15 protein-coding genes and 1 tRNA gene are annotated in these 14,763 nt (G+C 72.3%); 7 read left to right on the forward strand and 9 right to left on the reverse strand.

The genetic code is table 11. The annotated features are described in order from the left end of the window. Window positions 1-127 precede the first annotated feature (127 nt). Complete coding sequence (locus tag ACZ37P_RS25805; RefSeq protein ID WP_391161091.1) at window positions 128-1,207, forward strand: YihY/virulence factor BrkB family protein; 1,080 nt, start codon at window positions 128-130, stop codon at window positions 1,205-1,207. Window positions 1,208-1,246: 39 nt separating this feature from the next. After that, window positions 1,247-2,089, forward strand: coding sequence for a DUF1206 domain-containing protein (locus tag ACZ37P_RS25810; protein WP_355333099.1), 843 nt, complete (start codon window positions 1,247-1,249; stop codon window positions 2,087-2,089). A gap of 44 nt (window positions 2,090-2,133) precedes the next feature. Here ACZ37P_RS25810 and ACZ37P_RS25815 read toward each other — a convergent pair whose 3' ends face one another. Further along, window positions 2,134-2,310: a hypothetical protein gene (locus ACZ37P_RS25815; protein ID WP_355333097.1), complete on the reverse strand. Its 177-nt coding sequence runs from the start codon at window positions 2,308-2,310 to the stop codon at window positions 2,134-2,136. 113 nt (window positions 2,311-2,423) lie between these two features. On the opposite strand from ACZ37P_RS25815, the gene ACZ37P_RS25820 reads away from it, so the two are divergent. Beyond that, complete coding sequence (locus tag ACZ37P_RS25820; RefSeq protein ID WP_355333095.1) at window positions 2,424-2,864, forward strand: type II toxin-antitoxin system PemK/MazF family toxin; 441 nt, start codon at window positions 2,424-2,426, stop codon at window positions 2,862-2,864. Between the two features lie 48 nt (window positions 2,865-2,912). On the opposite strand, the gene ACZ37P_RS25825 is transcribed toward ACZ37P_RS25820, so the two are convergent. The 5 genes from ACZ37P_RS25825 to ACZ37P_RS25845 all read right to left on the reverse strand — a co-directional run bounded on the left by ACZ37P_RS25825 (window position 2,913) and on the right by ACZ37P_RS25845 (window position 6,676). After that, window positions 2,913-3,917, reverse strand: coding sequence for a YdcF family protein (locus ACZ37P_RS25825; RefSeq protein ID WP_401306691.1), 1,005 nt, complete (start codon window positions 3,915-3,917; stop codon window positions 2,913-2,915). 66 nt (window positions 3,918-3,983) lie between these two features. Continuing rightward, complete coding sequence (locus tag ACZ37P_RS25830) at window positions 3,984-4,649, reverse strand: response regulator transcription factor (protein WP_467348849.1); 666 nt, start codon at window positions 4,647-4,649, stop codon at window positions 3,984-3,986. Continuing rightward, window positions 4,646-5,752, reverse strand: coding sequence for a histidine kinase (locus ACZ37P_RS25835; RefSeq protein ID WP_391048654.1), 1,107 nt, complete (start codon window positions 5,750-5,752; stop codon window positions 4,646-4,648). The genes ACZ37P_RS25830 and ACZ37P_RS25835 overlap by 4 nt, the downstream gene beginning before the upstream one ends. Before the next feature lie 107 nt (window positions 5,753-5,859). After that, window positions 5,860-6,384 (reverse strand): hypothetical protein, encoded by a 525-nt coding sequence (locus ACZ37P_RS25840; RefSeq protein WP_391048280.1) that lies wholly within the window; start codon window positions 6,382-6,384, stop codon window positions 5,860-5,862. Window positions 6,385-6,591: 207 nt separating this feature from the next. Beyond that, window positions 6,592-6,676 (reverse strand) — tRNA-Leu (locus tag ACZ37P_RS25845). Window positions 6,677-6,922: 246 nt separating this feature from the next. Between ACZ37P_RS25845 and ACZ37P_RS25850 the strand changes: the two genes are divergently transcribed. Next, a complete protein-coding gene (locus tag ACZ37P_RS25850; RefSeq protein WP_355333086.1) occupies window positions 6,923-8,260 on the forward strand; it encodes a M20/M25/M40 family metallo-hydrolase in 1,338 nt (445 codons plus the stop codon). A 146-nt stretch (window positions 8,261-8,406) separates the two neighbouring features. Continuing rightward, window positions 8,407-8,640 (forward strand): chaplin ChpH, encoded by a 234-nt coding sequence (gene chpH / locus ACZ37P_RS25855; RefSeq protein ID WP_355333084.1) that lies wholly within the window; start codon window positions 8,407-8,409, stop codon window positions 8,638-8,640. Between the two features lie 120 nt (window positions 8,641-8,760). Here chpH and ACZ37P_RS25860 read toward each other — a convergent pair whose 3' ends face one another. Further along, complete coding sequence (locus ACZ37P_RS25860) at window positions 8,761-8,949, reverse strand: DUF5703 family protein (protein WP_188283518.1); 189 nt, start codon at window positions 8,947-8,949, stop codon at window positions 8,761-8,763. A 47-nt stretch (window positions 8,950-8,996) separates the two neighbouring features. Between ACZ37P_RS25860 and ACZ37P_RS25865 the strand changes: the two genes are divergently transcribed. Beyond that, window positions 8,997-9,605 carry a hypothetical protein gene (locus tag ACZ37P_RS25865; protein ID WP_391161087.1) on the forward strand — a complete coding sequence of 203 codons (609 nt, stop codon included), beginning with the start codon at window positions 8,997-8,999 and terminating at the stop codon, window positions 9,603-9,605. A gap of 228 nt (window positions 9,606-9,833) precedes the next feature. On the opposite strand, the gene ACZ37P_RS25870 is transcribed toward ACZ37P_RS25865, so the two are convergent. Next, window positions 9,834-12,083, reverse strand: coding sequence for a helix-hairpin-helix domain-containing protein (locus ACZ37P_RS25870; protein WP_467348973.1), 2,250 nt, complete (start codon window positions 12,081-12,083; stop codon window positions 9,834-9,836). 376 nt (window positions 12,084-12,459) lie between these two features. Then, window positions 12,460-13,440 (reverse strand): aldo/keto reductase, encoded by a 981-nt coding sequence (locus tag ACZ37P_RS25875; protein WP_355333079.1) that lies wholly within the window; start codon window positions 13,438-13,440, stop codon window positions 12,460-12,462. Between the two features lie 234 nt (window positions 13,441-13,674). On the opposite strand from ACZ37P_RS25875, the gene ACZ37P_RS25880 reads away from it, so the two are divergent. After that, entirely contained in the window at window positions 13,675-14,730 is a 1,056-nt protein-coding gene (locus ACZ37P_RS25880; protein ID WP_355333077.1) for an LLM class F420-dependent oxidoreductase, read from the forward strand. Window positions 14,731-14,763 lie beyond the last annotated feature (33 nt).

Consider the following 14,763-nt stretch of genomic DNA (forward strand, 5'->3'; position numbering starts at 1 on the left):
CCTCCACGGCCCGCCTCCTGACCCGTGGTCTGTACCGGCGCTCACGGGGAAACCGCCGTGACAGGGACCAAGCCGCGTGACGTGCGGCGGCAGGCCCGACGACGACGAAGTGGTGGCGATCGTGGGCATGGTCCGAAGATTCGACGCCTATCAGCGCGAGCACACCTGGATCGGGCTGCCGCTGGCGGTGGTGTACAAATTCGGCGAGGACCAGGGCGGCTACCTCACGGCGCTGATCGCCTACTACGCCTTCCTGTCGGTCTTCCCCGTGCTGCTGCTCCTGGTGTCGGTGCTCGGCTTCCTGCTGCACAACGACGCGCACTTCCAGAAGCAGGTCGTCGACTCGGCCCTGCACCAGTTCCCGGTGATCGGCGATCAGATCGGCGAGAACATCCGGTCGTTCCACGGCAACACGCTCGCGGTCGTCACCGGTGTGATCGGCGGCCTGTACGGCGCGCTCGGTGTCGCCCAGGCCGCGCAGAACACCCTGCTGAAGATCTGGGCCGTGCCGCGCCACGACCGGCCGAACCCGTTGCGCTCCCGGCTGCGCAGCCTGCTGGTGGTAGGGGTCTTCGGCGTGGGCCTGGCCGCCACCACCGCGCTGACCTCGCTCGCGTCGGACGCCCGCGCGTTCGGCGTCCACCCCGTCGTCCTGCTGCGGATCGCGGCGACCGTACTGTCCACGGCCGTCAACACCGGCCTGCTCCTGTTCGCGTACCGCTACTTCACGGTCGGCACCGTACGGCTGCGCTCCTCGGCGGGTACGGCGCTGGCCGCCGCGCTGGCCTGGCAGTTCGTGCAGTGGGCGGGCACGTACTACGTCCGGCACGAGTTGCGCGGGGCGACCGCCACGTACGGGCTGTTCGGGATCGTCCTCGGCCTGATCACCTGGATCTACCTGGGCGCGCTGATCTTCGTCCTCACCGCGGAGGTGGCGGCGGTGCGGGCCCGGCGGCTCTGGCCGCGCAGCCTGCTCACCCCGTTCACCGACAATGTGGTCCTCAGCCGCGCGGACCGCGAGGTGTACACCTCGTACGCCGCCACGGAGGTCTTCAAGGGCTTCCAGCACGTCGAGGTGAGGTTCGACCCGCCGACCGTGCCCTCGCCCACCGGTACGGCGACGGATACGGCAACCGGTACGCCGCCGCCCGGCGTCGGGCTTCCCGCGCAGGACGGTTCGGGGGACGCGAAGGACGTCGTTCCATAGCGGGTGCCTCAACTCCGCCGATCGGGGAAGTCGGCCTGTGTGAAGACGCAAGCAGCAGCATCGACGGGCCGTCACAACGCCAGACGCGCGGCCGACAGCAAGGCGGTCGCCGTCGCGGGCCGCGCGGGGTTCGCGGCCCGAGGGGTGATCTACATCCTGGTGGGCGCACTGGCGGTGCGCATCGCCTTCTCCGACGCCGGAGGCCAACAGGCCGACCGCGGCGGCGCGCTCGCCGAGATCGCGCACAAGCCGTTCGGGGACGTCCTGTTGTGGCTGCTGGGCATAGCCCTGGCCGGAATGGCCCTGTGGCGGCTGTCGGAAGCGGCCTTCGGACAGGCGGGACCCGACGGCGACAAGCCCACCAAGCGCGCGATGGCCGCGGGCCGCTGCGTCTTCTACGCCTTCGTCTCGTACTCCGTGCTCGCCTACGCGGCCGGTGAGAAGAGCAGCGGCAGCGGGTCGACCGACAAGAGGACCGACGACGTGACGGCCAAGGTGCTCGACTGGCCGGGCGGCCAGTGGATCGTCGCCGTCGCCGGTGTCGCCGTCTTCTGCGTCGGTGTGTGGATCGCGGTCCGTGCCCTCATGCGCAAGTTCCACAAGCACCTGAAGATGGGCCAGATGTCGCGGCGCCAGCGCCAAGCCGTGGACTTCCTCGGCATGTTCGGCGGCACCGCGCGAGGCGTGCTGTTCGCCACGGCCGGCGGATTCGCCGTGGCCGCGGCGGTCAAGCACCAGGCGGGCAAGTCCAAGGGCATGGACGACACGCTGCGCTCGTTCGCCGACACGCCGGTCGGCCCGTGGCTGCTGGTGCTCATCGCGGTCGGCCTGATCGCCTTCGGGCTGTTCTCCTGGGCCAACGCGCGGTGGCGCGAGGTCTGAGCGGCGTCGGAAGGCGGACCGCGCGGCTCACAGGTCGCGCGCGCTCACAGCTCGCGGATCTCCTCGGGCGGGCGGCCGACGGCGTCCGCCACCTCGTGCTCGTCGCCGCCCTTGGCGAGGACCGCCGCGCTCTCGGCCTTGAGGTCGATCGCCGCCGCCTGGAGGGCGTCCTCGGCCTCGGCGTAGCGGTGCGCTGCCAGTTCAAGTTTCGCTGTGTCCACAGCGCAAGCATGCCACTACTCACCGCTGTCGCGGCGCACGACCGGGGCAGGTGTCGGCCGGTCCTGCCGTCCGTACATTCGTCCGCACCCCCGTACACGAAGAGGAGAAGCCGATGAGCACGCCGATGTGGGTCGTCCTGGGCGCCGTGGTTGTTGTGGCGCTGGTGGCCGCCGTGGTGGCGGCCGGACGCGTGCGGCGTAGCGGAGAAACCCCCGTACGGCGGTCGGGCGGCGCGTCCGGCGGCGGCGCCGCGCCGCGCAGGGGCGAGGTGTGGTGGGCGGACGTGCCGTACGAGGACACGGCCGGCTCGAAGGACCGTCCCTGCCTGGTCGTCTCGGTGCGCGGCGGGACCGCGCGGGTCGCCAAGATCACCTCTCAGCACCACGAGGAGCTGCCCGGAGTCGTACCGCTTCCCGCGGGCACCGTCGACGACGCCCGGGGCCGGCAGAGCTATCTGGAGACCAACGAGCTGCGGCGCGTGCCCGTCTCGGCCTTCCGGCGCCGCGCGGGCGCCCTCGACCCTCAGGTCATGAAGCGGCTTAATCTGCGGTGACGAGCCGTCGGGCGAGCGGCCGTCGCGGACGCGGGGCCCGTCCGGCAGTCAGCTCAGCCACCAGATGAAGAAGCCTCCCGCGAAAACGAGGAGGCAGATGGTGAGATTGGTGCGCCAATACGTCATGAGCATCGCGACGAATTCGCGAATGGTCGCACTCGGCCAGAAATACGCGGCGGTCGGCGCTCCCACGACATGTCCTCTGACGCCCAGCCGCCGCGCGGTCACCGCGGCGCGCAGGACATGGTAATTGTTCGTGACGACGACGCAGCGGTAGTCCGCCTTGTTCCGCTCCATGATGGACTTGCTGAAGCGCAGATTCTCCTCGGTGGTCGTCGACCGGTCCTCGCGTTCGATCAGATCCGCCGGAAAACCCTGCGCCACAAGGTAGTCGGCCATCGCGTGCGACTCCGGCAGCTTCTCGTCCGGGCCCTGTCCGCCGGAGGTGAGCAGCACCGGCCGCCTGCCGCGCGACGAGAGCCTGCGGTGCACCGTACGGGCCCGGTCGAGGCGGCTCGCCAGCAGGGGCGGCACCTTGGTGCCGCCGATGAGCCCCGAGCCGAGAACCACGACGTAGTCGGTCTTGCGGCGGACGGTCAACCATCCGTAGAGCGACCCGTAGACGATGAAACAGAGGAAGAGGAAGACGACATACCCCGCGAGGACGGTGGCCGTCCCCGCGACCACGAGCAGTGCGCGGGTGTGCATCACCACCGCGGTGATCAACAGCGCTATGAGCGCCAGCAGCGCGAACCCGGCCAGCAGGGACAGCAGATTGGCCGGACTTCTGCCCTCTTTCCGCACCATGGCGACGCCGTTGGAAATCAGAAACCACGACATGGCGACCACGCCCACCGCCATGAGCGTCAGCAGCGCCACCCCGAGATCATTGCCCAACGTCGGGTGTTCCCTGCCTATGTCAAACAGCCACGCACCCAGCGCGAAAACGGGTGAAAGCCCGAGCAGAATCGCATTGCTGAACCGACGCCGCTCCCGCAGCACTCCGACACAGAACCCCAGAAAGAACAGCACCGCCGGTACATACGCCCACATGCCCACATGCTAGTGGCCCCCCGTCCCCCCACCCGCCGCCCCACCAGCCCCGGTTCCCCGCCAGGGTCAGGTCAGGCCCGCTTCGATGGCGCGGCGGACGGCGTCGGCGCGGTCGCGGATCGCGGCTTTGGCGAAGAGGTTGTTGATGTGGGTCTTGACGGTGGCCTCGCTGATGAAGAGCTTCTCGGCGATGCCGCGGTTGGGCAGGCCCTGGCCGATCAGCGCGAGCACTTCGCGTTCGCGGGGTGTGAGGTCCTCCGGCAGGGCCTGGCCCACCATCGGGGCCTTGGTCCTGACGGAGGCGAGCAACCGGTTCTGCACCTCGCGGTCGAGCACCGACTGCCCCGCGGCGGCGGCACGGATCGCCCGGATGATGTCCTGGCGCCCCGCGTTCTTCGTCAGATAGCCGCGGGCGCCCGCGCTCAGCGCGCCGAGGATCGAGTCGTCGTCGGCGAAGGTGGTCAGTACGACCACCGCCACGTCCGGGTGCTCCTCGCCGAGCCGCCGGGTCGCCTCGATCCCGTCCATCACCGGCATGCGCAGGTCCATCAGCACCACGTCCACCGGCCCGGCGGCGACAGCCGCCAGCACCTGGCTCCCGTCCGCGGCGGACGCGACGACGTCGATGTCCTCGGACAGCCCGAGCACCGCGGCGAGCGGCTCCCGTACGGCGGCCTGGTCGTCCGCGACGACCACCCTCAGCCGCCGCGGCTTCTCGGTCGGTTCGGTCATACCGGAATCACTGCTTCCACCTTCCAGCCGCCCTGGTCGGGACCGGCCGTGACCGGCCCCGCCGTCACCGTCCCGCCCAGCAGGGCGACGCGTTCGCGCATTCCGATCAGCCCCATGCCGCTGCCGACCACCGCGTTCACCTCGCGCGTGGCGGGGCCGTTGCGCACCGCCAGCGTGATCGACGCGGCGGCGTACGTCAGCTCCACACCGACATCGCCGCCGGGAGCGTGCCGGGCGGCGTTGGTCAGCGACTCCTGGGCGATACGCAGGAGATTCTGGACCACCCGGGCCGGGACCTCACGGGCGGTCCCGGTGACGGTGAGGACATCGCGGTGCCCCGACGACTCCAGCATCGCCGTCAGGCTCTCCAGCAGCGGCAGCGAGTCCTCGCGCAGCGCGTGCACCGTCCACTGCGCTTGTTTGAGGCTCTCCCGCACCAGACCGTGGGCCTTGTCGTTGGCCTCCCTGACCTTCTCCAGGTCCCCGGTGTCGAGCAGCGCGTCGGCCAGTTCCAACTGCATGTTGATCCCGGCCAGCGAGTGCGCCAGCACATCGTGCACGTCCCGGGCGATCCGGCTGCGCTCGGTCAGCGCGGCCGTCCGCGCCTCGGCCCGCGCGGCGCGCTCCGCCGACTCGGCCGCCGCGATCACCGCCTGTACGGCCTGGCGCTGGCTGCGGTTGAGTATGCCCACCAGCACCGGAGTGCCGGTGGCCAGACCGAGCACCCAGGGCAGCTCGTCGTGCCCGGGACCGAGACGGAAGTACAGCACCCCGCCGCAGAGCAGACTGCAGATCCCGGCGAGGACGAGAGCCGGTCTGGTCTCCAGCCGGTATCCGATGTGACCGGCGAGGAAGAAGGCGAAGAGATAGCCCGTACCGCTGCGGCTGACACCGATCAGGGCGACCGCCGCGGCGATGCCGACCGTCAGCCACGGGAGCACGAGGCCCTGGGGAATCCTGTCCTCGGGCAGGCGCCGGGCCAGCAGCACCGCCGAGTTGATCACGAGCAGGACGGCGACGACCAGCCCCCGGCCGCTGAAGCCCAGGGGGCGGATCGTCAGGACTCCGGCGACGACGACCCCGAGGGTCATCGCCCACTGCATCCACGGGTCCTGTCCCGGCACCTGCCGCGCCCCCGCCTCCTGGGCCACGGTCTTCCCAGGAGGCGGGGGGCTGTCTGTCGCGGGCACGGGGAGAACATAACGCACGGTCAGGCCCTGCGGCTGAGGACGGGCACGGTGCGCGGCGTCATCTGCATCCGGCTCCGTATGAAGATGGTGGCGAGCCGCGTCACGACTTCGGTGAGCGCCATCAGTACGAACGCCGCGACCCACGCCTGATCGCTGGTGATGTGGTGGGCGACGCTGAATTGGGCGACCTGGTGGGCGCCGCCCGCGTGCTCGGTCCACAACTGGAAGCCCATCCGCGCCCCCATGCCGACGACCCACAAGATCGCCGACACGGCGCCGGCCTTGATCAGGACGTGCTCGCCGACGGTCCGGACGCGGGTGTAGATGCCGCCGGCGACGCCGAGCGCGGCGCCTACGCTCATCAGCACTCCGATGAGCACCAGGTCGTTGCCCGCGGTGGGAATGGTGTCCAGGTACGAGTTCGCGACGAAGGCCACGATGCCCAGCGGGATCAGGAAGGTCTTGAGGTCGAGTCGGCCTTCCCGCAGTTGCCGGAAGACGACGAGGAGAAGAGCGATGTCGGTGATCCACTCGGTCGATGTCATGCCCCCAAGACTGCTGCGACCAGGCACGAAGCACCTGGACCCAGGGGTGGAACCAAGGGTGGAGATGACTCCCCGCCCGGCCCTCCACCCCCACGGCGCCGCCGCGCACCTGGACGCCGCAGAGCCCGCGCGCCCTGCCACCGCAGAGCCCGTGCGCCGGACACCGAAAAGGGCCGCCCGAAGGCGGCCCTGTAAGGAGAGAAGATGTGTCCGAGGGGGGACTTGAACCCCCACGCCCGATAAAGGGCACTAGCACCTCAAGCTAGCGCGTCTGCCATTCCGCCACCCGGACGGGGTGTGTCACCTCGGCCTATGGGCCGTGGCGACGAGGTAAACCATAGCAAAGATCCGGTCACGTCGATCACGGGCGCGGAGCGGGCCGAGGGGGCCGATGAAGGGGCTGTGCGCGGGGCCCGGGGTGAGGGCCCGGAGGGGAGCCTTGGGCGGGGTGGGGGTGTCGGGGGAGGATGGGGGGAGGCATCGGCCGCGGTCGCCCGGGTGGTGGGCGGACGCGGCAGGCAACGAGCGAGGAGACAGCGTGAGCGAGTCGGGGCCGGGCAGGGCGGAGAACGGGACGGTCACGGGCGAGGACGAGGTCGTCGACCTGTGCAGTGAGCTGATCCGGATCGACACCAGCAACTACGGCGACCACTCGGGGCCGGGAGAGCGGGCGGCGGCGGAGTACGTCGCGGAGAAGCTCGCCGAGGTGGGCCTCGAACCGCGGATCTTCGAGTCGCACCAGGGCCGGGCGTCCACGGTGGCGCGGATCGAGGGCGAGGACCGCTCGCGGCCCGCGCTGCTGATCCACGGGCACACCGACGTGGTCCCGGCCAACGCGGACGACTGGACGCACCACCCGTTCTCCGGCGAGATCGCCGACGGCTGCGTGTGGGGCCGGGGCGCGGTCGACATGAAGGACATGGACGCGATGACGCTGGCGGTCGTACGCGACCGGCTGCGCAGCGGGCGCAAGCCGCCGCGCGACATCGTGCTCGCCTTCGTCGCGGACGAGGAGGCGGGCGGTGTGTACGGCGCCCGGCACCTGGTCGACAAGCACCCCGACCTCTTCGAGGGCGTGACGGAGGCGATCGGCGAGGTCGGCGGCTTCTCCTTCACCGTCAACGAGAACCTGCGGCTGTACCTGATCGAGACCGCCCAGAAGGGCATGCACTGGATGCGGCTCACGGTGGACGGCACCGCGGGGCACGGCTCGATGACCAACAACGACAACGCGATCACCGAGCTGTGCGAGGCCGTCGGGCGGCTCGGCAGGCACGAGTTCCCGGTCCGCGTCACCAAGTCCGTCCGCGGCTTCCTCGACGAGCTGTCGGACGCCTTCGGGGTGGAGCTGGACCCGGAGGACATGGAGACGACGCTCGCCAAGCTCGGCGGCGTCGCCAAGATGATCGGCACGACCCTGCGGAACACCGCGGCCCCGACGATGCTCGGCGCGGGCTACAAGGTGAACGTGATCCCCGGCCAGGCCACCGCCCACGTCGACGGCCGCTTCCTGCCGGGCTACGAGGAGGAGTTCCTGGCCGACCTCGACCGGATCCTCGGCCCGCGCGTCAAGCGCGAGTCGGTGCACTCCGACAAGGCGCTGGAGACGGACTTCGACGGCTCCCTGGTGGACGCCATGCAGCTCGCCCTCAAGGCGGAGGACCCGATCGCGCGCGCCGTGCCGTACATGCTCTCCGGCGGCACCGACGCGAAGTCCTTCGACGACCTGGGCATCCGCTGCTTCGGCTTCGCGCCGCTCCAGCTCCCGCCGGAGCTGGACTTCGCCGGGATGTTCCACGGTGTTGACGAGCGGGTGCCGGTGGACGGCCTGCGGTTCGGGGTCCGGGTGCTCGATCGTTTCATCGAGAACTGCTGACGGTTCGGCCGCCCGTACGAGTACGGGCGGCCCGGATCGCTGGGACGAGTGAATGATCCAGTGCTTTCGTAGCTCTATTCCTCCGGCTTCGTTACGACGTGTGTGGTCCGCGGCTGGGACCGCACTTGTCAATCAGGAGGAAGAAAATGATCAAGAAGGTCGTAGCCGCTGCGGCTGTCACCGGCGGTCTCGTGCTCGCGGGTGCGGGCATGGCTGTCGCCGACTCCGGCGCCCAGGGCGCCGCTGTGCAGTCGCCCGGTGTGCTGTCCGGCAACCTGATCCAGATCCCCGTGCACGTGCCGGTGAACCTGTGCGGCAACACGGTCTCCGTGATCGGTCTGCTCAACCCGGCCTTCGGCAACTACTGCGTCAACAAGTAGTCCGAAGGCGTTCGGAACCCCTGTGGTCCGAACCGTCGGAACCGGCCCCGGAAGCGCGTATGCCGCGCTCCGGGGCCGGGCCGTGTCTGCGGCGGACCCCGCGTCCCACCGTCGCGCGTCTCACCATGTGGCCCGCACCTGGCGGATGATCCGGCGGCGCAACCGCACCCTGCGGCTGCCGTCGGGGTAGAGGCGTACCCGGTCCAGTTCCCAGTGCCCGTACTCGGCCTCGTCCGTGAGCAGTCGTGTCGCGTCCTTGCGGGAGACCCCGCGTGCGACGTACATCTCTCTGAATTCGTATTCCGGCATCGCATCTATTGTGCGGGCAACGCCCCGGTGCGGATAGCGTCTGCCTCATGTCTGATGACGTGCAGCCCACCGTTGCCGAGGTCCGAGCCGCTGTCGAGGCGGTCAAGGCCGCGCTGGACCGCCACCTCGAGGCGATCGAGAACCGTACGGGCGAAGACGATCCCGCCGTCTACGCGGCGTTCGAGTCGCTGGCTTCGGCCGCCGAGTCGTATGACGAGTTGCTGTACGACACCTACGACGAGGTGACTCCCTTCGAGGTGCCCGCGGGCGACTCGCTGCCGGAGTACACCGGTCCCGAGGACCCGGAGGCCATCAGTGTGCTGATCCGCCGCGACTACACGATCGTTGAGCCCACCCGGCTGTTCGCGCAGGCCAGAAGGGCCGATGACGGCGACGGCGCGGCGGACGCCACGGTGAACGCGGCGGTCGGGGTGATCTTCGGCGAGTACGAGCCGGACGAGATCGCCCAGCGCCACAAGGAGTTCGGCCTGGAGGAGGGCGACTCCACGGTGTGGGTGTCGGCCGTGCCGGAGGCCGCGGAACCGGGGGAGTGGCTGGACGCGCCCTTCGAGCAGGCCGACCCGCAGCTCGTCATCTGCCGCTTCGACGTGAGCGCCGTCTTCGACGACGAGCTGAGCGTGCTCGACCCGGACTGAGCGGGTCGCCCGAGCGCCAGGAGGGGGCGGACAGCGGGCGCTGTCCGCCCCCAGACGCGTCCGGAGCCGGTGGGCGGCGGGACGGGACCCGTACGGGTCCGCCGGGCCGGTGGGCGGCGGCTGAGCCGTACGGAGCCGCCGGGGAGGTGGCGGGCGGCAGCTGAGCCGTACGGAGCCGCCGGGCCGGTGGCGGGCGGCGGCTGAGCCGTACGGGGCCCGCGCCGCCCGTCAGTCGGCGGCCAGCTCCCGCAGCACGGTCACCAGCCGGGTCGTGCGCGGCGCGGCCTGGGGACCGGCCACGGCCTGGGCCAGGCCCTGATCGGCGCCCTGGACGACCGACAGGTGCCGCTCGCCGCGCGCGAACGCCGTGTAGACCCAGGAGCGGGTGAGCAGCGGCCCCGCGTCGCCCGGTACGACCACCACGACCGCGGGCCAGCGCATCCCGGCCGCCTGGTGCCCGGTGATCGCCCAGGCGTGCCGTACGGTCGTCGCCACGTCCGCCCGCGGCACCAGCACCGGCCCGTCCTCGCACTCCAGCCGCAGTCCGTCCGGCTCCGCGCCGACGACGGTGCCGGGCAGCGTACGGCCGGGGACCGGTACGTGGACGACGCGGTCGCCGGGGTCGAAACCGGCGAAGCGGCCGGGGCCGGGATTCAGCCGTTCTTTGAGCGCCGCGTTGAGCACGCGGGTGCCGACCGCGCCGCCGTGCCCCGGCGTGATCACCTGGGTCCGCTCCGCCGGTACGCCGATGGCGCGCGGTACGGAGTCGGCGACGAGCTGCACCGTACGGTGCACGGCCTCGCGCGGGTCGCGTACGGGGACGACGACGACCTCCTTGTCCGGGGCCTCGACCGGGGCGAGTTCGCCGATGCCGATGAGCGAGACCAGCTCGCCGATCGGGCCGGGGTCCGGGGTGCGGGAGGCGACCCGCGGGCAGGACTTGGCGGCCAGCATGTCGGCGAAGGCCAGACCGGGGCCCGCCGACCACATCGCGTGCTCGTCGCCGCTGAACACCAGCCGGGCGCCGTCCGGCACCGCCTCCACCAGCGAGGCGGCCTCCTCGATGCCCAACTGCTGGGCGTCGAGCACCGCGAGCAGGTCCAGGGCCAGGGCGCCGTCGCCGGACCTGCCGGGGCCCTGCGTACCGGCCAGCAGCGCCTCGACCGTCACGGCCGCGTCCTCGCCGAGCGCCTCGGCCAGCCGCCGCCTGCCGTTCGCCGTGTACGCGGCGGCGTACGCCCGCAGGCCCGCCGCGCGCGCCGCGGCCACCAGGGCGGTCGGCTCCTCGCGGGCCGCCTCGCCGCCGGAGTGCACGACCAGGCCGCTGCCCGCGGCGGCCCTGATCAGCTCCGCCGCCGACTTCGACGGCGCGCCCGCGGCGGCCTTCTCCCAGTCCGTGCCGTGGTCGCCCTCGAAGGAGCGCAGCAGCCGCACACAGCCGTCGGCCAGGCTCTCCTCCGCCAGCGCGTACCGGTCGAGACCGATCAGCAGCGGTACGTCCGCCGCGCCGTCCTCGCCCTCGTCCTCCTCCTCGCTCGCGGCCTCCGAGGCCGTCGCGGGGTGCGCGGGGTGCTCGGGGAAGACGAGCACCTGGCCGTCGGCCACGGCGGAGGCCACGGCCGCCGCCGGGTCCGGTACGGCGCGGGCCGCCAGCTCCGCCTGTAGCTCTGCCGACCGCAGGGCTGTGTGCCCCTTCTCGGCGGCGCGCTCCAGCAGCCAGCCGACCAGCGCGTTCGCCCGCCGCTCGTCGTCCGGGCGGCACCGCGCGCCGAGCAGCGCGCGGGCGAAGGTGTCCGCCGGTTCCACCCGTACGCCGGGCAGGCCGAGCACCAGCCACGGGTCCTCCCGCAGCGCCTCCCCCGCCCGCTCCCCGAGCGCCCTGACCGCCGCCTCCGCCAGCTCCCCTGGCGCGCCGCCCTCTTCCAGCACGGCCTTCGCCGCCGCGACGGCCGCCGGATCAACGGCCGCCTTCCGCAAGCCGCCCTCGCGTACCCGCGTCCCGGCCGAAGCCGCCCCGCCGCCGGACGCCGCGTCCGCGCCGGCCCGCGGCCGCGCCTCGACACCGGCCGCCGCGCCCGCCCCGGAGGCCGCCGGAGCCGCGCCGTGGCCCTCGCGCCCGTCCTGAGGGCCGTCGGCCCCGGCCGACGCCTGCGGCGCGGCGCCAGGACCTGTGACTCCGCTCTGGGGCGCGTCAGCCCCGGCGGACGGCCGCGGCCCCGTGGCAGGACCCGTGGCTCCCGACGCGGGTCCGTCCGCCCCGGCGTCCGGGGCCGTAACTCCCGTCTCGGACGCCTCCGTTCCGGCCCCTGACGGCTCCTCGGCGCCGTCCTCGTCCCCGCTCCCGTCCGTCGCCTCCACGGACGACTGGGCGTCGTCTGTCGCCTCCGCGTCGGCCTCCGGCCCGCCGTCCGCGCCGTCCGTGCCGTCCGTCCCCGCCGGGGCACCGGCGCCGACCTCCGCCGCCTCCGCGGCCTGCATGGTGGCGGCCTCCGCCGCCATCGCCTCGCGCCGCTTGCGGCGGGCTTCGGCCGCGTCACCGCGCGGCGCGGGCGCCGCCGGATTGTCGCCGCGCTCGATCGAGCGGACGGCGGCGGCCAGCGCGGCCACGTCGGCGACCGGCTTGGCGGCGGCACGGCTCCCCGGCACCGCGGCGGACGCCGTGCCCGTGGGCCGCTCCTGCGGGGCCGTCCGCGAGCCGCCCCCGGAGGACGGGCCGTCCGCGGCGGCCGGTGGGTTCGCCGGGCCTCCGGCGGGGCCGCTCGGCGGCGGGGTGTCCGCGCGGGGCGGGGGAGTGGGGGATTCGGTCACTGCGGCCTCCGTGGGGTGGTGGACCGGCGGGAGGCTTGCGTGCCGTTCAGAGCGTGCTCCAGTCGTGGTCCGGATAGCGGTGCAGGGGTGCTGACACGTCGTCGAGCGCCAGGCAGATCTCTTCCGGAAGCGTAAGCGCCTCCACTGACAACGAGGCGATGAGCTGCTGCGCGTTGCGCGCGCCGAGGATGGGGGCGGCGACACCGGGCCGGTCGCGTACCCAGGCGAGGGCGACGTGCAGCGGGGAGACCGCCAGGCCGTCGGCCGCTATCGCGAGGGCGTCCACGATGAGCCGGGCGGTCTCGTCGAGGTAGGGGGCGACGAAGGCGGCCATGTCGTCGGAGCCGCCGCGCGACTCGGGCGGCGTGCCGTTGCGGTACTTGCCGGTGAGCACACCGCGGCCGAGCGGCGAGGAGGGCAGCAGGCCGACCCCGAGGTCGATCGCGGCGGGCAGCACCTCGCGCTCCACTCCCCGCTGGAGGAGCGAGTACTCCATCTGCGTACTGGCCAGCGGCGTCCGCCCGGGCGCGGCGAGCTGCCACGCGGCGGCCTTGGCGAGCTGCCAGCCGCAGAAATTGGAGACGCCGACGTAGCGCGCGCGGCCGGAACTGACGGCGATGTCCAGCGCCTGGAGCGTCTCCTCCGTGGGCGTACCGGGGTCGAAGGCGTGCACCTGCCAGAGGTCGACGTAGTCCGTGCCCAGCCGCTGCAAGGACGCGTCGAGCGCGGACAGCAGGTGTCCGCGCGAGGCGTCGAACCGCCGGTCGGGGTCCGGCACGCTGCCCGCCTTGGTGGAGATCACCAGATCGGCCCGCGGCACGAGATCCTCGATCAGCCGCCCGAGCAGATACTCGGCGCCGCCGTCGGCGTACACGTCCGCCGTGTCGACCAGACTGCCCCCGGCGTCCCAGAACGCCTTGAGCTGGTCGGCGGCGTCGCGTTCGCCGGTGTTGCGTCCCCAGGTGAGCGTGCCGAGACCGAGTCGGGACACGCGCAACCCGGTGCGGCCCAGGTGCCTATGCTCCATGGGCGCTGAGATTACTGCCCGCACCGGCCGAATGGGCGGCAGTGACGTACCTGACAGGGCCCCGTGCCGCGGCGGGGCGCTACAGTCCGGAGGTACAACGACGTTACTCGCCAGTATGTCGGCGGACGACGGCGGTGACATGACAGCGAAGACCTGACAGCGACGGACGCGAGAGCGACGGACGCGAGAGCGACGACGCGACAGCGACGACACGGTGGCGGAAAGAGGAGCGGTATGCGGCTCGGGATCAACCTCGGCTACTGGGGCGCCGGGATGGACGCGGACAACCTCGCCGTCGCCCAGGAGGCGGACCGGCTCGGCTACGACGTGTGCTGGGCCGCCGAGGCGTACGGATCCGACGGCCCCACCGTGCTCTCCTGGGTCGCCGCGCAGACCGAGCGGATCGACGTCGGCTCGGCGATCTTCCAGATCCCGGCGCGTGCCCCCGCGATGACGGCGATGACCGCCGCGACCCTGGACTCGCTGTCCGGCGGCCGGTTCCGCCTCGGTCTCGGCGTGTCGGGCCCGCAGGTCTCCGAGGGCTGGTACGGCGTCAAGTTCGACAAGCCGCTCTCCCGCACCCGCGAGTACGTGGAGATCGTCCGCAAGGCGATGTCCCGCGAGCGGCTGAGCTACGAGGGCGAGCACTGGACGCTGCCGCTGCCCGGCGGCCCCGGCAAGCCGATCAAGCTCACCGTGCACCCCGAGCGCGAGCACATCCCGCTCTACATCGCCGCGATCGGCCCGAAGAACCTGGAGCAGACCGGCGAGATCGCCGACGGCGCCCTGCTGATCTTCCCGTCCGCCGCGCACCTGGAGGACACCGCGCTGCGGCACATCAGGGCCGGGCGCGAGAAGGCCGGTCTGACGCTGGACGGCTTCGATGTCAGCCCGACCCTGCCGCTCGCCCTCGGCGAGGACGTCCCGGCGCTGGCCGACATCTTCCGCCCGTACACCGCGCTGTACGTCGGCGGCATGGGCAGCCGCAAGCAGAACTTCTACAACCAGCTCGCGCAGCGCATGGGGTACGAGAAGGAGGCCGCCGAGATCCAGGACAAGTACCTGGCGGGCGACAAGAACGGCGCGGGGGCGGCCGTGCCGCAGGACCTCATCGACTCCACCTGCCTGCTCGGCACGGTCGACCGGATCGCGGACCGGCTGCGCGAGTACGCCGACGCCGGGGTCACCACGCTCAACATCACGCCCGCCGGATTCACGCGGGACGAGCGGATCGCGGGCGTACGGGCGGGCGTCGAGGCGCTGGAGCGGGCCGGGCTCGCGGGGGCGTAAGGCGAGGACGTGACGACGGGTCGGCCCGACGTG

This window comes from Streptomyces sp. NPDC024632, from assembly GCF_055559175.1.